The following is a 17,020-nucleotide window of genomic DNA, read 5'->3' on the forward strand; positions in this document are numbered from 1 at the left end:
GTCACCATGACGAGTGGGGATAAAACAATCTGAACCCGCCCTTCCCCTCCAAAGTCAAAAAAACTGGCAGCCCTTAATCACTGAAGCAGCACTTTAAAGGAGTCTTTTCATGAAGATTTCGGAAGTTATGACGAAAGATGTTTTAACAGCCAAGCCAAGCCAGACGATCCAGGAGGCCGCGAACATGATGGCCAGGATCGATAGCGGCGCCATCATGGTTGAGGAGCAAGAGCGTCTGATTGGCATGATCACGGACCGGGATATAGCCATCAGAGCTGTAGCCGAAGGACTCCCTGGCAAAACCCCTATCAGTAAAGTAATGACTGGCGGCATCCGCTATTGCTTTGAGGATGAAGACATAGAGCATGTGGCAAAAAACATGGCGGACGTGCAACTGCGTCGCCTGCCCGTGCTCAACCGAGACAAGCGTCTGGTTGGAGTCGTGTCGCTGGGAAACATTGCCAGCACTCGATCTCAATCCGCCGCTGCGACGGTTTTGCGCGGAGTGGCACAGGCTCATCATTAACCGAGCCGCTTAAGCGTTCTCAGGATTAAAACTCGCATGGATCTGGCACGCTCGCCTGGCCTGAAATCCCGTTCGAAACCCGGCTTCAGGGTCAGGCGAGTCCTTGTGTGCGCATCTACCGCAATCGCCTCGCAGAGATAACCTTCCCACACCCAGCGCGTCGTTCGCTGGGGCGCATGCTTATTGCGCGACACATCAGTTTGGCTCGACGAGCAGGTCTTTGTCCTCCGCGCCTAGCGCCGGCTCTTGGTCTTCCAATTTGTCGGTTTCACGCTTCTTTTTCAGTCGGGCTCGAGTGCGCTCGGTGTCATAGGTTTTTCCGTCGGCCAAGGCATTCAGGGTTGTTGAAATCCGATAGAAACCACCACACGGCTCACAATAAATGCGCAAGCCGCCCCCGAACGAAAGATCTTCCAGCGCATTAGTGTTTCCACACAGCGGACAGCTCATAGCCACCTCCTGATCATTCAGTTAGCCGCTTTCAGCCCGCCATAAATGCTGACAACCTGGGTAGGGTGTGATGACGAATAGCGGGGACATGTTGATATCGACAGGGGCTATCCATGGAGGTTGCTTGTTTTTTGTCGATAGATCGAGCAATGCCTGCGTGAGCCCCTGCAGGAGCTGCCGAAGGCTGCGATCTTTTGATCTTTCAGGAGCCGCTGAAGGTCAAAAGATCGCAGCCTTCGGCAGCTCCTACGGGTGGACAGGGTTACAGCCAGGACAGACGGATTCTAATCCGAAGTCAGCGGCTGCCTGGAGCGAATCGGCGCGATGACCGACCTTTCCTCGGTGTCGCGATGCAATAGGGAAACGAAGTAGTCATAGGTGGATATCAACGGCACCGGATCGTCATTGCGCGCCATCTCAAGCCATCGTCTTGTGCGTTCGATGTCAAAGAACTCGTTCTTGAATTTCATTTTCGCCACAAGGTTCGCCGAGACCTTGTAGCGTCCACATCCAGCCGAGCATTTGACTTCTGACCATTCTCCAGCCGCGTGAACAGTATTAGAGGCAGCCTGACAGATTAGGCACTTCATGTTCGATCTCCGTATCCATGAACTACCAACTGTAGACGATCCGCGACCAAGGAGCGTTCACTTGGAAGAAAGATAAGAACATCAAAAAGTGAAGAGCCCAGCGCAATGGCTGGGCTCCGGTTATCTTCTGTTTTCCAGCATCTTATCGGCGAGTGCTTTGGCCCTTTGGATTAACAGATTCTGCCTGTCTTCGTGGGTGGCCTCTCCAACCACCGGTGCCGTCAGATTGCTTTCCGCAATCAACGCGGCACAGAAGTATTGATCCCAAACAGCGCTTTGCTCCGACTCCTGTCTATTCATTTGGTCGGCGATCATATGCGGCTCCTTTTGATGAGGTAGCCTCTTAAGTTTACGCCCGAATCATGGACCACCCGCGTCGCGAAGGATGACCGGCACCTCATTGCAATCCGTTCACTGGCGACAAGTCGTTTCCTCAACTAGGATTTTTAGCGCACAGGACTTCGCCCACTGTGTTGTCGGGCGATTCATCAAAGGAGAGATAGATGACATCTACTCGAATTTCCGAGCAAACCTATCGTGGATGGTCCAACCCCATCTTGCTCGAACTCAAGGAGAGAGAACATCAGCTAAGCCCCTCGGCACGCCAGGCCCTGCAAAATGTCCTGGTGGAGAGGAGGCTTCTTGACACTGGCAACCCATCCGGCAGCGATCGCCGCAAGGCTGATCCGGCCGGGTAACGACAGGTATCAATAACGTTTGTCCTTCACGCTCATCATCGACGCTGCTGGCTCTCTGCCGGCAGCGCGCTCATAAGCCATTCCAAATTCCAGACAAAAAAAAAGCCCAGGCAGCTGATGGACGCCTGGGCTTTAAAAATGCATAAACCGTGGTGGTGAACGCGGGGCAATATTACCCAATCGCGCGACTTGTAACAAGATATTCTGACTCACTATCCAGTTACTAAATCTCCTAACTCATTAAATATCCACACTATTTTTAAGTCATCTACTGACTGATCCACTCCCGACACCGTCGATTGCAGCGGAAAAAGCCCCTCGCGCACCGCGCACCAGTTCACGCCATTCAGCGTTGTTGATGAGCCCGGCTCCCTCCATTTCATCCGCCGCTTTCAGCAGTTTGTCGTAGTGTTCTTCACAATCCATCCCGGCCTCCGGTTCTCTCAAGAGCCGGTACCAGGCATCGAGGGCTGCCTTTTTTCGATCATCATTCATAGCCAAACTCCCGGGGACTGTTTGCTCTTGGAAGTTATTTCAGGAATGACCGTTCCTGGATTCCGACATATGGCTCCGACATACGGCACAGGCCGTCACGCACGAACGAACAAAGTACGAACGAAGCGAGCGTTACAAACAATCCCGGACAGCTTGGCGTAGCGCCCCTGACTTGGCCCACGGTGGCCCTTGGTAAAGCGATACCTGGCTGCCATCCTTCGATTTCACGATAACCAGAATTTCGTCAGCCGTGATGATGCTCGGTGCGGTGATCCGGTAGCCATTGGAAATTGCTGATTGCGTCGATCCCGGAATGTCCTGACGCCACAACGGCAATACACACGCGGCATATTCCTTGGGCGCCTTATCACTGTATTTGCTGATATTGGGCTCGCCGGGAACCACGGATGCGGGTAATGAACAGCCTGCCAACACAGCCACCGCTACTCCCGCTATCAATATGCGCATAACGCTTCCTATCCTGAAAAACGGGAAATGTAATCTGTACATCCAGCGGACACCCGACGGTCTCTATACAGGGGCTTCGCCCTGCCCCGGCTCGGCCCCCGAGCCAGAATCGGGATACGACCTCGCATTCAGATACGTCATCCATCGCTCGTACGCTTCATGCTGCCATTTTGTGACCCGCTCCCATTCCGGGCCGCTCAACTGATGGGCCGAGATGAGTTTCATCATTTCCGTGGTTGCCGCATCCAGGTCAACAATCAGCTCATGCGCATGGTGTCTGAAATCATCGGTAGTCGTCATTCGAGATGGCCTCCCTAGCGAATAGATCATTACCTCAATACGACAGCAGAGCTGTTCACTCGCGTTAATGTTCCCGACCAATGGAGGTCCTTCCCTTCCTACCCCTTCACGCAGACCACCTGTCGCAAGGTGTGCAGTACTTCCACCAGATCACGCTGGGCGTACATGACTTTGTCGATGTCCTTGTAAGCCATCGGAATCTCATCGATGACCGCCGCATCCTTGCGGCACTCCACATGAGCGGTCGCGCGGATCTGGTCTGCGACAGTGAAAGTATTTTTGGCTTTGGTGCGGCTCATGGTCCGACCGGCACCGTGACTGCAGGAACAGAACGATTGTTCGTTGCCGAGCCCTCGAACGATGAAGCTTTTGGCCCCCATGGAGCCGGGAATGATCCCCAGCTCGCCCTTCTTCGCTGACACCGCGCCCTTGCGGGTGACCAGGACGTCTTCACCGAAGTGCCGCTCTTTCTGCACGTAATTGTGGTGGCAGTTCACAGCCTCCAGCGCGACCTCGAAAGGTTTGCGAATCACTTGCCGCGCGGCCTGAATCACCGCCTGCATCATCAACGCGCGGTTCTGCCGGGCGAAGTCCTGAGCCCAGCCCACCGCTTCGACGTAGTCGTCGAAATGCAGGCTGCCTTCCTTGAAATAGGCCAGATCGCGGTCCGGCAGATTGGCGATGTGCTGGCGCATGTCCGCCTGGGCCAATTGAATGAACAGGGTCCCGATGGCATTGCCAACGCCGCGAGAACCGCTGTGCAGCATGAACCAGACGCGATTGGCCTCGTCCAGGCAGACCTCGATGAAGTGATTGCCGGTACCGAGGGTGCCAAGGTGATGGCGGTTGTTGGTACTGGCAAGTTTCGGGTACTTGTCGGTGATCGCCTTGAACCGTGAACTCAGCGCCGCCCAGGCTTGATCGGCTTGATGTGGAACGTGATTCCAGGCGCCTTCATCGCGGCGGCCACGGCTCAACGTGCGGCCATGGGGCACGGCCTTTTCGATGGCGCTGCGCAGGCCGTGCAGGTTGTCCGGCAAGTCGGCGGCGGTCAGTGAAGTGCGCGCGGCAATCATGCCGCAGCCGATGTCCACCCCCACGGCCGCCGGAATGATCGCGCCCACGGTGGGGATCACGCTGCCGATGGTGGACCCTTTGCCCAGATGCACATCCGGCATCACTGCCAGGTGCTTGAAGATGAACGGCATCTTCGCGGTATTGATCAATTGCTGCCGGGCTTCGCTTTCAACCGGCACACCCTCGGTCCAGAGTTTGATCGGCTTGCCGTTGGCGACTTCCAGCAGTTGGTAGACGGGTTGTTGCATGATTTCGACTCTCTTGCGATCAGACGAACATAACGCTCCAGACAGGTAAATGGGACTACTATTTCGTAGCGGGGAATTGCAGGAGGTCATCATGTGGCTTAATGAATATGAACAGCAACTTCGGCGCGACCTGCAAGGTGTGGCCTCGGATCTGAGGTGGTCGGCGGTAGAGCTTTTGCGCATTGCAGAGCAGTTGCGCCTGGCCGGCAATGATGTGGACGCAGAGGCAACGCTAAGGCTGTGCGCGTTGTTCCAGGGCGATGAAGAGCGACTGGCGGGCTATGCTGAAGAAGTAAAAGCAAAATCCATCAGTCGGATGAAAGCTCATTAGAGAGCGCTGCCATGAACAAGCGTCTATGCGCGCTGATCGCCGTGCTGGCGGCGTCAGGTGGCTGCAACACGGAATCACACGTTTATCGAGACCAACCGCTGGTCGCCAAGGTCGAGACCGGCATGAGCAAGGAACAAGTCCAGCAGATTGGCGGCCAGCCTTTATCGATAACGCAGCGCACGGTGGAACCTGGCACCTGCTTTGACTACAAGCTGACCCAGGCCGGCCATCAGCAGCCGTATAATGTCAGTTTCGACAGCCAGGGCAAGGTCGACCACAAAAGTTTCATGACCTGCGCGCAATGGAGTCGTGCCCAACAAAAAGCCAGAGAGTACTCCCCGTCCACAGGCGGGATGGGTGGCAGCGGTTACTGATCTCCACGCCTGACAGCGATTAAAAGCCCCGGCGAACCGGGGCTTCAGGCGCACTATTTGTCTGATTTGTGGCTTTCTGATTTGTGGCTGCGCGACGCTTTACCCGACCGGGCTCTGTAGGCGGGAAGCGAAGCCGCATAGGCCAGTGCTTCCTCTCTGCTGCCAAAGGCTCCAAGCCGGTCACCTTTGGTGCACACCCGCCAGGGGCCGTTGTTCACGCTGAGTACGTCATAGCCGTTCATGTGCATTTTAGTCAGCATCGGAACGCTCATAGTCACCTCCATTTCGGCAGTGATAGTCCTGGATCGACTCAACTACCTTACACCCGACCTTCACTGAGGTGCCAACCAGACGTCGCGTCAGGATTCCGGCATTTCATTGCACTTTCAGCCGCCCTGTCGACTCCAACCCTTGAAGCACACACTTCTGCGGATTTCGGTCTGAATATTGCATTTTCATAACTGTTTTGTGACAGATAGCAGTCGGGTAATCCATGAAAGTACGTGCAACCGTCATTTGCGAGCAGGATCGGCATATCCTCTTCGTGCGCAAACCCAGGGGGCGCTGGACCCTGCCGGGCGGAAAAATCGAGCCTGGCGAAACTGCTGCGGGCGCGGCCACAAGAGAGCTTTACGAAGAAACAGGGCTTGAGGTCGACGACCTGCTGTACTTGATGGAGTGGGAAACGGCCAGCACTCGGCACCATGTCTACGAGGCGTTGGTCGTAAACTTGGCAAAGGCTCGGCCACAAAATGAAATCTTTGATTGCATCTGGTATCCGCTGGACGCGGTACAGAACCTGAACACAAGCGACGCCACACTCAGAATCGTCAAAGCGTTTCAGCGTCGCTTGTAGATCACAGGTATTAACCGCGCGACTGCAAGCCACTCAACCCAAATCACCGCCACCGACCGGCATGATCATGCCGGTGATGTAGGAGGCTTCGTCGCTGGCCAGAAACAGGATAGCGCTTGCCTGCTCATCCAGCGTGCCATAGCGCTTCATCAAACTGCTGTCGAGGGTCTGGTCGACAATCTGCTGGTACCAGAGTTTTTCCTGAGCGCTTTGCTGCGCGGTGTTGCGCGGGATCAGCCGTGGCGGCGCCTCGGTGCCACCGGGGGCGGTCGCGTTGACCCGCACGCCACGACCGGCCGTTTCGAACGCCAGGCAAGCGGTCAGCGCATTGACCCCGCCCTTCGCCGCGCCGTACGGCACGCGATTGACGCTGCGGGTCGCAATGGACGAAACGTTGACGATGGCGCCGCTGCCTTGCTCAAGCATGAACGGCAGCGCAGCATGGCAACACCACAACGTAGGGAACAATGAACGGCGGACTTCGGCCTCGATCTGCGCCTCTTCATAGTGCTCGAAAGGCTTGGCCCAGATCGTGCCGCCAACGTTGTTGACCAGCACATCGAGGCGATCAAAACGTTCGACAGCGGTGCGCATCACGCGGCTGCATTCGCTGTACTGCTCAAGGTCGGCGGTCAGGGCGAGCACCTGGCTACTCTTACCCAATTCCTTCTGGAGTTCGAACACCAGATCGGAGCGGTCGACCAGAATCAACCGCGCACCTTCGGCGGCCATGCGTTCAGCCACACGCCGGCCGATACCTTGGGCGGCACCGGTAATCAGCGCGACTTTTTCGTGGAATCTGTTCATGTGTACCTCTATTGCGAAAATTGTTTTCACGGGAAACACGATCTGTAGCAGCTGTCGAGCTCCAGCGAGGCTGCGTTCGGCTGCGAAGCCGTCGTAAAATCAGAAACTGCGATACATCAGGCAGACCGCATTAGCCGGACTCACGACTGCTTCGCAGCCGAACGCAGCCTCGCTGGAGCTCGACAGCTGCTACAGCCGAACGCAGGCTTCGCCAGCGGCTACAAAGGTGCATCGCCGCGAAAATACTTACGCCGCGCTGGCGGCAAATTTTTCGTAGTAGAAGTTCACCGGCGCAATGCCTTGTTCGCGGATGAACTGGCTGACCGCTTCGACCATCGGCGGCGGGCCGCACAGGTAGACGTCGACGTCGCCATCGTTCAAATGCCGTGGCTCGATGTGTTGGGTCACGTAGCCCTTGAGCGGGTGCCGACTGTCGGGATTGGCCACGCAGGCGCTGAAGCTGAAGTTCGGAATTCGCGCCGCGAAAGCTTCAAGCCGATCGAGCTCCACCAGATCGAAGTCGTTGGTCACGCCGTAGATCAAATGCAGCGGATGCTCGCTGCCCTGTTCGGCGACTCTTTCAAGCATCGCGGTGAACGGCGCCAGACCGGTGCCACCGGCCAGCAGCAACAACGGACGGCGGATGTCGCGCAAATAGAAGCTGCCCAACGGTCCGGCCAGGCTCATGCTGTCGCCGGCCTTGGCCATGCTGGTCAGGAAGCTGCTCATCAAGCCGCCAGGTACGTTGCGAATCAGAAAGCTGACTTCGCCGTCACGCTGCAACGAGCTGAACGAGTAAGCGCGAGTCTGCTCGCTGCCGGGAACCCCGAGGTTCACATACTGCCCCGGCAGGAACGCCAGTTTGCTCAAGGCTTCGCCCTTGATCGACAGCGCGATGGTGCTGTCGGACAACTGACGCACGGCGCTGATGGTCGCGTCATAACTGGCCTGACGGGTACGGCAGACATCCGATGAAACCGGCACCCGCACCACGCAATCGCTCTGCGCCCGCATCTGGCAGGTCAGGACAAAACCCTGTTGCGCTTCGTCGGCGCTGAGGGCGTCTTCGATGTAGTCCTCACCCAAGTCGTAGCGGCCAGCCTCGGCGAAGCACTTGCAGGTTCCGCAAGCGCCATCTCGGCAGTCCAGTGGAATATTGATGCCTTGGCGATACGCGGCATCGGCCACGGTTTCCCCAGCATTGGCGTCGATGAATCGGGTGACGCCGTCTTCAAAATTGAACGCAATGGAATGAGTCATGACGGCCGCCTCAGAGGTGGTAAACATCAATGACCTGTCGAACGTAGTCGTTCTTCAGGATCACTTTCTTGGCCTTGATCAACGGGTTTTCACCGCGCACATCCAGGGTGTAGAAACTGCTGCCGAAATAGCTGTCGACGGTCTTGTAGCGAAAGCTCAGGGTGTGCCAGTTGAAGCGCACCTTGCACAGCCCGTCGGCCTGTTCGATCAGCTCGATATTGCTGAGGTTGTGCGAGGTGCGGGTGTCCGGAATGCTCGCACTGGAACGCTCGGTCTTGATGCGGAAAACGCGATCTTCCAGGCCCGTGCGGTTGCCGTACCAGATCAGCGAAATTTCCCGCTGCGGGTCTTCAGTCAGCTCGTCGTGATCGTCCCAGGACGGCATCCAGAATGTTGCGTCCGGCGCGTACAACTCCAGCCAGTCATCCCACTGTTTGTCGTCTAGGTAGCGTGCTTCGCGGTAGAGAAAATCGCGCACAGCGTCATAGGTAATGGTCATTGCACGGCCTCCACTGCAATCAGTTCGGACTGTTCAGCGGCCAACGCCTTGAGCATCGTTTGCTGCCAATACTTGTGTTGCAGCACGAACAGGCCTTCGTCTTCGGTACGCACGCCGCTGAGCAGCGGGTGCAGGTCGATCTCTTTAGCCGCGTCATCGGCGCCTTCAACCCAATGTTCGGCGCCACGGGACATGTCGTTCCAGGCGGTAACGCTGCCCTGGTAACCTGTTTGACAGGAACGAAACTCTTCCAGATCGTCCGGGGTCGCCATGCCGCTGACGTTGAAGAAATCCTCGTACTGACGAATCCGGCTCGAACGGGCGTGGTCGCTTTCGCCTTTGGGGGCGATGCAGTAAATGGTGATTTCCGTACGGTTGACCGAGATCGGCCGGGCGATGCGAATCTGCGAGCTGAACTGGTCCATCAGGTACACGTTCGGGTACAGGCACAGGTTGCGCGAGTTCTCGATCATCCAGTTGGCGCGGGCCTGGCCGAAGTCCCGGGCCAACTCGTCGCGACGCTCGTACAGCGGACGGTCCTCGGGGTTGGACCAACGGGTCCAGAGCAGCATGTGGCCCTTGTCGAAGGAATAGAAACCACCGCCCTGCTTGGCCCAGGTGCCGGCGCTCATGGTCGGATTGCAATCGCCGGCTTCGCGCTGTTTGCGCTGGTTCTGGGTCGCCGCGTAGTTCCAGTGCACCGAGCTGACGTGATAGCCGTCGGCACCGTTTTCGGCGGTGAGTTTCCAGTTGCCTTCGTAGATGTAGCTGGAGGAACCGCGCAGCACTTCCAGGCCATCGGCGGACTGATCGACGATCATGTCGATGATCTTCGCCGACTCGCCCAGGTGTTCTACCAATGGCACCACGTCAGCCTTGAGGCTGCCGAACAGGAAACCGCGATAGGATTCGAAACGCGCGACTTTGGTCAGGTCGTGGGAGCCTTCGCAATTGAAGCTCGCCGGGTAGCCAGCCGCCGCCGGGTCCTTGACCTTGAGCAGTTTGCCGGAGTTGTTGAAGGTCCAGCCGTGGAAGGGGCAGGTGTACGAACTCTTGTTGCCGGTCTTGTGCCGGCAGAGCATCGCGCCACGGTGGCTGCATGCGTTGATAAAGGCGTTCAGTTCACCGTCCTTGTTGCGCGCGATGAAGATCGACTGACGCCCCATGGTGGTGGTGTAGAAATCGTTGTTGTTGGGGATCTGGCTTTCGTGTGCGAGGTACAGCCAGTTGCCTTCAAAGATGTGTTCCATCTCAAGGTCGAACAGCCGCGGATCGGTGAACATCTCGCGTTTGCAGCGATAGATGCCCTGCTCAGGGTCTTCTTCAAGCAGGGAGTGAAGGTATTCAGGTCGCAGGGTCATGGCCGCCGCCTCCATTGTTTTTATTCAGGCAGGGCCATGCTAGGACGAGGGGATGGGGCGCACTATCCGCCGGGTGCAGACCTGTATCCGTTTTGTGCAGAGGGTATCGCGCACGCCCGTAACATATCGGGCGGACACAAAACTGTAGGAGCTGCCGAAGGCTGCGATCTTTTGATCTTGTCTTTTAAAAACAAAGTCAAAAGATCGCAGCCTTCGGCAGCTCCTACAGGGATTGGGGGCACGTTCAATGGCGGCGCTTGAGGGTGTCCGATGGCAATTCGCCGAACTGTCTGCGGTAGCTGTCGGAGAACCGGCCCAGGTGCAGAAAGCCGTAATCCATGGCCACTTCCGTGACGTTGCGCACGTTGCAGGTCGGGTCGCTCAGGTTGGCGTGGATGCGTTCGAGCTTTTTCTGCCGGATGTAGTTTTTCGGCGTGTCCCCCGCATTGCGTTCGAACAACCCGTACAGCGAACGCAGGCTCATTCGCGCCTGGCGTGCCAGTTCTTCGCTGTCGATGTCCTGCTTGAGGTTGCACGCGATGTAATCGACCAGCGCCTCGAACGTGGCCGAGGGTGAGCCGGGATCAGTGCGCATAACGTTGGTCTTCATCAGGCCAAGCATCTTGCTGACAACGATTTGCGCATAGTGCTCCTGCACCCGGGGAATCTGCTCGGTGGCCTCGGCTTCCTGGCAAATCATCGCCAGCAGACCGACGAAACCTTCCAGCTCATTGAGCTGATAACGGTTCTCCAGAAACCGCACGCCCTGCCCTGGATACCGCCAGCGCTGCTCTTCGCACACCGACTCCAGCAGCCGCGTGGGAACTTTCAGGATGAATTTTTCGCAATCACTGGAATAGGTCAGATCCACCGGATCATCGGGGTTGATCAGCAGTAACTCGCCAGGCGCGAAGTAATGTTCCTGACCATGGCCACGCCACAGGCAGTTGCCGCGCAGCAGCACTTGCAAGTGATAGATGCTGTCCAGCGCATGGGACACAACCCGCACGCTGGCGCCGTAACTTATACGGCACAGGTCGAGGCTGGCGAATTTGCGATGATCCAGGCTGGCCAGCGGCCGGCCGGACCTGGGCATCTGGAGGCAATGATTGCCGACATGCTGATTGACGTAGCCTGATACCGCGTAAGGGTCGGCGTGGTCGAAGACTCTGCTGCGATGACTCAACAATTGCGCTTGCATCATCGGTTCGCTCTCATTGTTGTTTTAGGGTGCGTCGGGCGATTCTAGAGCAGTGCTCGCATCGATGTGTCAGTTGACCGACCTGTGGGAGCGGCCTGCTCGCGAAAGGGTCATCAGCTTCAACATCAACGTTGACTGACACTCCACTTTCGCGAGCTGGCTCGCTCCCACAAAGGTTCGGCTGATCGAAGGTATCAGTCCTCGAGCGCGCGAACCCGTTCGTGGCGTTGCTGCTCCTCAGGCTGGGCAGACGACTGCAGCGTGAAGTCAAAATCGATTTCGGCAAAACGACCGCTGACGCCATGGGCCGCCGCACGCTGCGGATCATCGCTGAAGGTGATTTTGGCAATCAGCTCATCACGGGTGGCATAGGCAAAATCGTCATGCAGGTACTGATCGCCGTCGAGGTTGATCTGGGTGGTCAGGTGACGATGATCCGCTGCCGAAATGAAGAAGTGGATGTGCGCCGGCCGCTGACCATGACGGCCCAGTTGATCGAGCAGTTGCTGAGTCGGACCGTCCGGCGGGCAGCCGTAGCCCGACGGCACGATACTGCGAAAACGGTAACGGCCCTCGGCATCGGTGACGATGCGTCGACGCAGGTTGAATTCCGATTGAGTGGTATCGAAGTAGGAATAAGTGCCGCCGGTATTGGCGTGCCAGACATCCACCACCGCGCCGGCCAACGGTTCACCGGCGGTGTTGCGCACTTGGCCTTGCATGAACAGCACCACACCCGGATCGACGCCGTCATCCAGCCGCGCTTCGCCTTCCGATATTGGCGCACCCGCCACGTACAGCGGCCCTTCGATGGTCCGCGGTGTGCCGCCGGCCTTGCCGGCCTGCTCGTCTTCGGCGTCCATCAGCAGGTCGAGGTAATGCTCCAGACCGAGCCCGGCCACCACCAACCCGGCCTCTTGACGCGCGCCCAGCACGTTGAGGTAGTTGACGGCTTTCCAGAACTCTTCCGGGGTCACGGCCAGGTCTTCGATGATGTTCACCGAATCGCGCAGGATGCGATAAACCAGCGCCTTGACTCGCGGATCGCCGGCGTCATTGAGCAGACCGCTGGCCTCTTCGAGAAACTTCTGGACACTGGCAGTGTGGGAAATCTTGACGTTCATGGTGGTTCCTCATCTTGTAATTATTAGCGTAGCGAACTGAACAGGCTGGGTTCAGCGGTCATCCTCGCGAATGGAAGAAGGATGCCGGCACAGCGCGTTGACCTCGATGGCCATGTACGGGTACAGCGGCAATTGCATCAGCAGGTCGTGCAGGTCCTGAACGCTGTCGACATCGAACACGCTGTAATTGGCATAGAGCCCGGCGATGCGCCACAGATGACGCCACTTGCCTTGCTCTTGCAGGCGCTGGGCCAGGGCTTTTTCGTCGGCCTTGAGCTGAGCGGCGCGTTCCGGGTTCATGTCGACCGGTAAATTCACAGTCATTTTTACGTGAAACAGCATGATGCCCTCCTCAGGCTTGATGAACGGCAGTGGATGTGGCATTGGATATTTTGTCCCGACGGAAAAACGCCAGGCGCTCTTCATCCAGAACAAGGCCCAACCCCGGTGTTTGCGGGACGTGCAATTGGAAATCGCGGTAGACCAATGGCTCACTGAGGATGTCTTCGGTGAGCAGCAGCGGGCCGAACAGCTCGGTATCCCAGCCCAGTGTGTTCAGTGTGACAAAGGCATGGGCCGAGGCCAGCGTGCCGATACCGCCTTCAAGCATGGTGCCGCCGTACAGGCCGATGCCGGCCGCCTCGGCAATCGCGGCGGTTCGCAGCACGGCGCGTGGGCCGCCGTTCTTGGCGATTTTCAGGGCGAATACCGAAGCGGCGCCCTCGCGGGCCAGGTTGAAGGCATCCTCCACGCATTCGATGGACTCATCGGCCATGATCGGCGCCGGGCTCATGGCATTCAGGCGCACCATGCCGGCGCGGTTATTGCGCGAGATCGGTTGTTCGATCAGGTCGATACCGTTGGTTCCGAGGATCCGGCAGGCCCGCAGGGCAACCGCTTCGTCCCAGGCCTGATTGACATCGACCCGCACGCTGGCGCGATCGCCCAGCGCCTTTTTGATCGCAATGACGTGGGCCAGGTCGCGGTTGACCTCGCCAGCGCCGATTTTCAGCTTGAAGATCCGATGCCGGCGCAGGTCGAGCATTTTTTCCGCTTCGGCGATGTCCTTGGCGGTGTCTCCGCTGGCCAGGGTCCAGGCCACCGGCAGCGCATCGCGAACGCGGCCGCCCAGCAGTTCGCTGACCGGCAGGCCAAGGCGCTTACCCTGGGCGTCGAGCAAGGCACTTTCGATACCTGATTTGGCGAAGGTGTTGCCACGAATGCTGCGCTCCAGGCGCAACATCGCGGCATTCACATTGCCGCTGTCCTGGCCGATCAGCAGTGGCACGAAGTGTTTGTCGATGTTGGTCTTGATGCTGTCCGGGCTTTCGTTGCCATAGGCCAGACCGCCAATGGTGGTCGACTCACCGACACCTTCAATGCCGTCGGCACAGCGCACACGAATGATCACCAGGGTCTGGTTCTGCATGGTGTGCATCGCCAGCTTGTGCGGGCGAATGGTCGGCAGATCGACGATGATCGTCTCGATCGATTCAATGGCAGTTGCACGCATGTCGATACCCGTCAGGTTCTTAAAGTTCTGGAACGGATTCTCGTACGGCTTTTTCCGGGCGGCCAATATAGAATTGGTCTGGCTCGATACCTTAAAGGTATTTAACAGATCAACGTCCGGAGGCCTCATGGAACTGCGTCACCTGCGGTATTTTCAGGTGTTGGCTCAAACCCTCAACTTCACCCGCGCCGCCGAACTGCTGCACATCGCCCAACCGCCGCTGAGCCGGCAGATCCAGCAGCTGGAAGACGAACTCGGGGTGCTTCTGCTGGAGCGCGGCCGACCGCTGAAGCTGACCGACGCCGGGCGGTTTTTCCATGAACATTCCACCGCCCTGCTCGAACAGTTGGGCAAGGTGTGCGACAACACACGACGGATCGGTTTGGGTGAAAAGACCTGGCTGGGCATCGGCTTTGCGCCATCGACCCTCTATGGCGTGCTGCCGGAACTGATTCGCCGACTGCGCAGCGGCGAGCCGCTGGCGCTTGAGTTGGGGCTCTCGGAAATGACCACGTTGCAACAGGTGCAGGCGCTCAAGGCCGGGCGCATCGACATTGGTTTCGGGCGAATCCGCATCGACGACCCGGCGATCATCCAGACTGTTTTGACCGAAGACCGGCTGGTCGCCGCCCTCCCCGCCGGCCATCCATTACTGGCCGGGCCCATCAGCCTTCGTGAACTGGCAAAAGAACCCTTCGTGCTCTACCCCGGCAACCCGCGCCCCAGTTACGCCGATCATGTGATCGCGCTTTTTGAATCCTATGGCGTACACATCAACGTGGCGCAATGGACCAACGAGCTGCAAACAGCAATCGGTTTGGTAGGTGCGGGAATCGGGGTGACGTTAGTGCCGGCTTCAGTGCAGTTGCTGCACCGCGACGACATTGGCTTCACCCCGGTACTGGAAGACAACGCCACCTCGCCGATCATCCTCAGCAGGCGCGTGGGCGATGTATCGCCGGGGTTGAATCATTGTTTGCAGATGATCGATGAACTGCTGCCGCGCGACAGGCTTGAAAACTAAGCCATTACCCCGGCGAAGGCTCTGCGCCCGGCGCGCATTTCGGTGCGAAGTTCGCCGATCAGATTGGAAATATCGCGGACACTGGTCAACTCGTCGGGCGATACACCGGTAATCAACAGTTCAACCCGCCCGGTGCTGTGATCGAAGACCTTGATCCGCAATGTTTCATCGCGATTCACGGTGCATTCGCAGGACAACGGTTTGAAACCGGACTCCACAATGCTGCAAAGCTGGGGAACTGGAACCATGGCGGGCGCCCTCGGGGACGGTTTTCCGATTGGATCCACTCAGAGTAGATCAACTTGCGCAACGCGCCAGCGAGTTTTGTAGCAGCTGTCGAGCTTGCGAGGCTGCGTTCGGCTGCGCAGCAGTCGTCAAACCAGAACCTGCGGCATCAGGCAAACCGCGTCAAGCGGATTCACGACTGCTGCGCAGCCGAACGCAGCCTCGCAAGCTCGACAGCTGCTACACAGTCAATCGTCCGGCATCGTTCAGTGAGCATCCCCGTCCCACAACCAGTTCCAGATCCCTGGTAGCTCAACCGCCTCAGAACTGTCACGGACCGTACGCGCCATGGCCGCCCGCTGCAGCGCTGCCGTGTCGTCGTAAAACGCTTTATGCGCCGTGACCAGACCTGTGGCACTGGCACTGTCGAGAAGGATTTGCAGGTATTCCCGGGTATGCCGGGCGGTATAACGATTCAGGTCATGAAAGGTCACTACCACCGGTATCACCCCGTCCACCGCCGGCAACTCGCCGAGGGCAATGCGCTCGCGGACTTCGGACAGTTGCCGCAGCATATTGGCCCGCCGACGGGGGCTGGCGTTGAAGCCCCAGATCTTGCCGTCATTGGCGCTCAGGTCGGTCAGCAGTACGTGCATGCCATGCTGTTGATAGGCCGCAAAGGTGCGCTTGTCATAGTTCCAGAACGGCGGACGGACCAGGGTCGGCGAGGCGCCAGTGATCGCGGCGATGTCTGCGCTGCCATCAGTGAGCGACTGCTCCAGTTCTTCCGGGTCCAGTGAACGATGATTGGTGTGCCGGGGCGTAGCCGTGTGGAAGGCCAGCAGGTGTCCTTCGGCATGTTCGCGACGCATGATCTGTCGACCCGCTTCACCGCCGCCGGCGCGTGAGTCACGGGTCTGCACGAAGAACACGGCTTTAATGTCGGGTTGCAGCGGATTGCGCGCGAGGCTATCGAGCACGGTGACGGTCGGGTTGTAAAAACCGGACGCGCTGGGCCCGTCGTCGAAGGTCAGCAGAAAGCGGATCGGCGCTTGTGTGCGCAGACCCTGTTGCGTCTGCGGCGTCATTTCAATGGGCGCGGCGATGCAGCCAAACAAGCCGACTGCGATGGCGAACGCGGAGAGAACCTTGACCAGCTGCTTCATGTTTTGCCTTGGACCAGACCTTGCGGTCATCACGTTTAATGGCAAAAACCCCTCGCCCATTCATCCCTTGACCGGCCCGCAGACCGCTGCAAGCCGAGGTTGGATAAGGGTACACAGTGTTTGGTTCCAGCGCCCGCTCTCGGAGGCGCCCGTCAGATTGTTTTGCCCCCAAAAATCAAAAGATCGCAGCCTTCGGCAGCTCCTACATTAAATGGCGTAGGAGCTGCCGAAGGCTGCGATCTTTTGATTTTGATTACCAGCCGATCAGGGCTTCAGCGGGCGCTCCTGGTCACGCTCCGACAGTTCTTTACCGTCGTCAGGATGCTTCCAGTCCGGCCTCGAACGCCTTTGCTGCTCGAGCTCCTCCTCCGTCGGTTCATCGATGTCCTCATCCGGGTCCGGACGCGTTGGTTCAGTGGCCATGTCC

Annotated in this window: 25 protein-coding genes; 6 read left to right on the forward strand and 19 right to left on the reverse strand. The window is 58.1% G+C overall.

Annotation, left to right across the window (positions count from 1 at the left end):
• Positions 1-109 precede the first annotated feature (109 nt).
• Positions 110-526, forward strand: coding sequence for a CBS domain-containing protein (locus JFU11_RS12370; protein ID WP_038982771.1), 417 nt, complete (start codon positions 110-112; stop codon positions 524-526).
• A gap of 195 nt (positions 527-721) precedes the next feature.
• Here JFU11_RS12370 and JFU11_RS12375 read toward each other — a convergent pair whose 3' ends face one another.
• The 3 genes from JFU11_RS12375 to JFU11_RS12385 form a co-directional block, all read right to left on the reverse strand.
• A complete protein-coding gene (locus JFU11_RS12375; RefSeq protein WP_038982773.1) occupies positions 722-976 on the reverse strand; it encodes a hypothetical protein in 255 nt (84 codons plus the stop codon).
• Positions 977-1,260: 284 nt separating this feature from the next.
• Positions 1,261-1,566 (reverse strand): hypothetical protein, encoded by a 306-nt coding sequence (locus tag JFU11_RS12380; RefSeq protein WP_123722293.1) that lies wholly within the window; start codon positions 1,564-1,566, stop codon positions 1,261-1,263.
• Positions 1,567-1,686: 120 nt separating this feature from the next.
• A complete protein-coding gene (locus JFU11_RS12385) occupies positions 1,687-1,881 on the reverse strand; it encodes a hypothetical protein (RefSeq protein ID WP_030130625.1) in 195 nt (64 codons plus the stop codon).
• A gap of 188 nt (positions 1,882-2,069) precedes the next feature.
• On the opposite strand from JFU11_RS12385, the gene JFU11_RS12390 reads away from it, so the two are divergent.
• Positions 2,070-2,264, forward strand: coding sequence for a hypothetical protein (locus tag JFU11_RS12390; protein ID WP_008074997.1), 195 nt, complete (start codon positions 2,070-2,072; stop codon positions 2,262-2,264).
• A gap of 264 nt (positions 2,265-2,528) precedes the next feature.
• On the opposite strand, the gene JFU11_RS12395 is transcribed toward JFU11_RS12390, so the two are convergent.
• The 4 genes from JFU11_RS12395 to JFU11_RS12410 all read right to left on the reverse strand — a co-directional run bounded on the left by JFU11_RS12395 (position 2,529) and on the right by JFU11_RS12410 (position 4,852).
• Positions 2,529-2,759 carry a hypothetical protein gene (locus JFU11_RS12395; RefSeq protein WP_201060745.1) on the reverse strand — a complete coding sequence of 77 codons (231 nt, stop codon included), beginning with the start codon at positions 2,757-2,759 and terminating at the stop codon, positions 2,529-2,531.
• Positions 2,760-2,891: 132 nt separating this feature from the next.
• Positions 2,892-3,227: a hypothetical protein gene (locus tag JFU11_RS12400; RefSeq protein WP_201060746.1), complete on the reverse strand. Its 336-nt coding sequence runs from the start codon at positions 3,225-3,227 to the stop codon at positions 2,892-2,894.
• A gap of 63 nt (positions 3,228-3,290) precedes the next feature.
• On the reverse strand, positions 3,291-3,527 hold the full coding sequence (locus tag JFU11_RS12405; protein ID WP_052964462.1) for a hypothetical protein: 237 nt from the start codon (positions 3,525-3,527) through the stop codon (positions 3,291-3,293).
• Between the two features lie 98 nt (positions 3,528-3,625).
• Complete coding sequence (locus JFU11_RS12410) at positions 3,626-4,852, reverse strand: RtcB family protein (RefSeq protein WP_123722291.1); 1,227 nt, start codon at positions 4,850-4,852, stop codon at positions 3,626-3,628.
• A gap of 91 nt (positions 4,853-4,943) precedes the next feature.
• Here JFU11_RS12410 and JFU11_RS12415 point away from each other — a divergent pair, with 91 nt between their 5' ends.
• Both JFU11_RS12415 and osmE read left to right on the forward strand, forming a co-directional pair.
• Positions 4,944-5,183, forward strand: coding sequence for a hypothetical protein (locus tag JFU11_RS12415; protein WP_095054805.1), 240 nt, complete (start codon positions 4,944-4,946; stop codon positions 5,181-5,183).
• An 11-nt stretch (positions 5,184-5,194) separates the two neighbouring features.
• Positions 5,195-5,557: an osmotically-inducible lipoprotein OsmE gene (gene osmE, locus JFU11_RS12420; protein WP_123722290.1), complete on the forward strand. Its 363-nt coding sequence runs from the start codon at positions 5,195-5,197 to the stop codon at positions 5,555-5,557.
• A gap of 53 nt (positions 5,558-5,610) precedes the next feature.
• On the opposite strand, the gene JFU11_RS12425 is transcribed toward osmE, so the two are convergent.
• Positions 5,611-5,829, reverse strand: coding sequence for an SPOR domain-containing protein (locus tag JFU11_RS12425; RefSeq protein ID WP_123722289.1), 219 nt, complete (start codon positions 5,827-5,829; stop codon positions 5,611-5,613).
• Between the two features lie 221 nt (positions 5,830-6,050).
• Between JFU11_RS12425 and JFU11_RS12430 the strand changes: the two genes are divergently transcribed.
• Complete coding sequence (locus tag JFU11_RS12430) at positions 6,051-6,413, forward strand: NUDIX hydrolase (RefSeq protein WP_201060747.1); 363 nt, start codon at positions 6,051-6,053, stop codon at positions 6,411-6,413.
• A 33-nt stretch (positions 6,414-6,446) separates the two neighbouring features.
• On the opposite strand, the gene JFU11_RS12435 is transcribed toward JFU11_RS12430, so the two are convergent.
• From JFU11_RS12435 to JFU11_RS12470, 8 genes are all read right to left on the reverse strand, one after another.
• Positions 6,447-7,220, reverse strand: coding sequence for a 1,6-dihydroxycyclohexa-2,4-diene-1-carboxylate dehydrogenase (locus JFU11_RS12435; RefSeq protein WP_123722287.1), 774 nt, complete (start codon positions 7,218-7,220; stop codon positions 6,447-6,449).
• A gap of 246 nt (positions 7,221-7,466) precedes the next feature.
• A complete protein-coding gene (benC, locus tag JFU11_RS12440; protein WP_201060748.1) occupies positions 7,467-8,480 on the reverse strand; it encodes a benzoate 1,2-dioxygenase electron transfer component BenC in 1,014 nt (337 codons plus the stop codon).
• Between the two features lie 10 nt (positions 8,481-8,490).
• Complete coding sequence (gene benB, locus JFU11_RS12445) at positions 8,491-8,979, reverse strand: benzoate 1,2-dioxygenase small subunit (protein WP_038982789.1); 489 nt, start codon at positions 8,977-8,979, stop codon at positions 8,491-8,493.
• The gene (benA, locus tag JFU11_RS12450) at positions 8,976-10,340 is read right to left on the reverse strand and encodes a benzoate 1,2-dioxygenase large subunit (RefSeq protein ID WP_201060749.1); all 1,365 of its coding nucleotides are present in this window, start codon (positions 10,338-10,340) and stop codon (positions 8,976-8,978) included. The genes benB and benA overlap by 4 nt, the downstream gene beginning before the upstream one ends.
• Positions 10,341-10,584: 244 nt before the next feature.
• The gene (locus JFU11_RS12455) at positions 10,585-11,544 is read right to left on the reverse strand and encodes an AraC family transcriptional regulator (protein ID WP_274610038.1); all 960 of its coding nucleotides are present in this window, start codon (positions 11,542-11,544) and stop codon (positions 10,585-10,587) included.
• Between the two features lie 191 nt (positions 11,545-11,735).
• Positions 11,736-12,665 carry a catechol 1,2-dioxygenase gene (gene catA / locus JFU11_RS12460; protein WP_201060750.1) on the reverse strand — a complete coding sequence of 310 codons (930 nt, stop codon included), beginning with the start codon at positions 12,663-12,665 and terminating at the stop codon, positions 11,736-11,738.
• A 51-nt stretch (positions 12,666-12,716) separates the two neighbouring features.
• The gene (catC, locus tag JFU11_RS12465; RefSeq protein WP_123722282.1) at positions 12,717-13,007 is read right to left on the reverse strand and encodes a muconolactone Delta-isomerase; all 291 of its coding nucleotides are present in this window, start codon (positions 13,005-13,007) and stop codon (positions 12,717-12,719) included.
• A 10-nt stretch (positions 13,008-13,017) separates the two neighbouring features.
• Positions 13,018-14,178: a muconate cycloisomerase family protein gene (locus JFU11_RS12470; protein WP_201060751.1), complete on the reverse strand. Its 1,161-nt coding sequence runs from the start codon at positions 14,176-14,178 to the stop codon at positions 13,018-13,020.
• 127 nt (positions 14,179-14,305) lie between these two features.
• Here JFU11_RS12470 and JFU11_RS12475 point away from each other — a divergent pair, with 127 nt between their 5' ends.
• Positions 14,306-15,202, forward strand: coding sequence for a LysR family transcriptional regulator (locus JFU11_RS12475; protein ID WP_123722280.1), 897 nt, complete (start codon positions 14,306-14,308; stop codon positions 15,200-15,202).
• On the opposite strand, the gene JFU11_RS12480 is transcribed toward JFU11_RS12475, so the two are convergent.
• The 3 genes from JFU11_RS12480 to JFU11_RS12490 form a co-directional block, all read right to left on the reverse strand.
• Positions 15,199-15,450 carry a DUF1652 domain-containing protein gene (locus JFU11_RS12480; RefSeq protein ID WP_123722279.1) on the reverse strand — a complete coding sequence of 84 codons (252 nt, stop codon included), beginning with the start codon at positions 15,448-15,450 and terminating at the stop codon, positions 15,199-15,201. The genes JFU11_RS12475 and JFU11_RS12480 overlap by 4 nt on opposite strands.
• Before the next feature lie 243 nt (positions 15,451-15,693).
• Positions 15,694-16,593: a polysaccharide deacetylase family protein gene (locus tag JFU11_RS12485; protein WP_201060752.1), complete on the reverse strand. Its 900-nt coding sequence runs from the start codon at positions 16,591-16,593 to the stop codon at positions 15,694-15,696.
• Positions 16,594-16,857: 264 nt separating this feature from the next.
• Entirely contained in the window at positions 16,858-17,016 is a 159-nt protein-coding gene (locus JFU11_RS12490) for a hypothetical protein (RefSeq protein ID WP_201060753.1), read from the reverse strand.
• Positions 17,017-17,020 lie beyond the last annotated feature (4 nt).

It is taken from the genome of Pseudomonas sp. TH37 (assembly GCF_016650735.1).
GTDB classification, from domain to species: Bacteria; Pseudomonadota; Gammaproteobacteria; order Pseudomonadales; family Pseudomonadaceae; genus Aquipseudomonas; species Aquipseudomonas farris.

Bases quoted from the DNA above. Each gene is read 5' to 3' on its own strand.
- benA (WP_201060749.1), bottom strand. From the start codon at position 10,340: ATGACCCTGCGACCTGAATACCTTCACTCCCTGCTTGAAGAAGACCCT.
- JFU11_RS12480 (WP_123722279.1), bottom strand. From the start codon at position 15,450: ATGGTTCCAGTTCCCCAGCTTTGCAGCATTGTGGAGTCCGGTTTCAAA.
- catA (WP_201060750.1), bottom strand. From the start codon at position 12,665: ATGAACGTCAAGATTTCCCACACTGCCAGTGTCCAGAAGTTTCTCGAA.
- JFU11_RS12430 (WP_201060747.1), top strand. From the start codon at position 6,051: ATGAAAGTACGTGCAACCGTCATTTGCGAGCAGGATCGGCATATCCTC.
- benB (WP_038982789.1), bottom strand. From the start codon at position 8,979: ATGACCATTACCTATGACGCTGTGCGCGATTTTCTCTACCGCGAAGCA.
- JFU11_RS12415 (WP_095054805.1), top strand. From the start codon at position 4,944: ATGTGGCTTAATGAATATGAACAGCAACTTCGGCGCGACCTGCAAGGT.
- JFU11_RS12395 (WP_201060745.1), bottom strand. From the start codon at position 2,759: ATGAATGATGATCGAAAAAAGGCAGCCCTCGATGCCTGGTACCGGCTC.
- JFU11_RS12410 (WP_123722291.1), bottom strand. From the start codon at position 4,852: ATGCAACAACCCGTCTACCAACTGCTGGAAGTCGCCAACGGCAAGCCG.
- JFU11_RS12405 (WP_052964462.1), bottom strand. From the start codon at position 3,527: ATGACGACTACCGATGATTTCAGACACCATGCGCATGAGCTGATTGTT.
- JFU11_RS12490 (WP_201060753.1), bottom strand. From the start codon at position 17,016: ATGGCCACTGAACCAACGCGTCCGGACCCGGATGAGGACATCGATGAA.
- JFU11_RS12385 (WP_030130625.1), bottom strand. From the start codon at position 1,881: ATGATCGCCGACCAAATGAATAGACAGGAGTCGGAGCAAAGCGCTGTT.
- JFU11_RS12370 (WP_038982771.1), top strand. From the start codon at position 110: ATGAAGATTTCGGAAGTTATGACGAAAGATGTTTTAACAGCCAAGCCA.
- JFU11_RS12400 (WP_201060746.1), bottom strand. From the start codon at position 3,227: ATGCGCATATTGATAGCGGGAGTAGCGGTGGCTGTGTTGGCAGGCTGT.
- JFU11_RS12485 (WP_201060752.1), bottom strand. From the start codon at position 16,593: ATGAAGCAGCTGGTCAAGGTTCTCTCCGCGTTCGCCATCGCAGTCGGC.
- JFU11_RS12390 (WP_008074997.1), top strand. From the start codon at position 2,070: ATGACATCTACTCGAATTTCCGAGCAAACCTATCGTGGATGGTCCAAC.
- JFU11_RS12380 (WP_123722293.1), bottom strand. From the start codon at position 1,566: ATGAAGTGCCTAATCTGTCAGGCTGCCTCTAATACTGTTCACGCGGCT.
- JFU11_RS12435 (WP_123722287.1), bottom strand. From the start codon at position 7,220: ATGAACAGATTCCACGAAAAAGTCGCGCTGATTACCGGTGCCGCCCAA.
- benC (WP_201060748.1), bottom strand. From the start codon at position 8,480: ATGACTCATTCCATTGCGTTCAATTTTGAAGACGGCGTCACCCGATTC.
- catC (WP_123722282.1), bottom strand. From the start codon at position 13,007: ATGCTGTTTCACGTAAAAATGACTGTGAATTTACCGGTCGACATGAAC.
- JFU11_RS12425 (WP_123722289.1), bottom strand. From the start codon at position 5,829: ATGAGCGTTCCGATGCTGACTAAAATGCACATGAACGGCTATGACGTA.
- JFU11_RS12475 (WP_123722280.1), top strand. From the start codon at position 14,306: ATGGAACTGCGTCACCTGCGGTATTTTCAGGTGTTGGCTCAAACCCTC.
- JFU11_RS12375 (WP_038982773.1), bottom strand. From the start codon at position 976: ATGAGCTGTCCGCTGTGTGGAAACACTAATGCGCTGGAAGATCTTTCG.
- JFU11_RS12455 (WP_274610038.1), bottom strand. From the start codon at position 11,544: ATGATGCAAGCGCAATTGTTGAGTCATCGCAGCAGAGTCTTCGACCAC.
- JFU11_RS12470 (WP_201060751.1), bottom strand. From the start codon at position 14,178: ATGCGTGCAACTGCCATTGAATCGATCGAGACGATCATCGTCGATCTG.
- osmE (WP_123722290.1), top strand. From the start codon at position 5,195: ATGAACAAGCGTCTATGCGCGCTGATCGCCGTGCTGGCGGCGTCAGGT.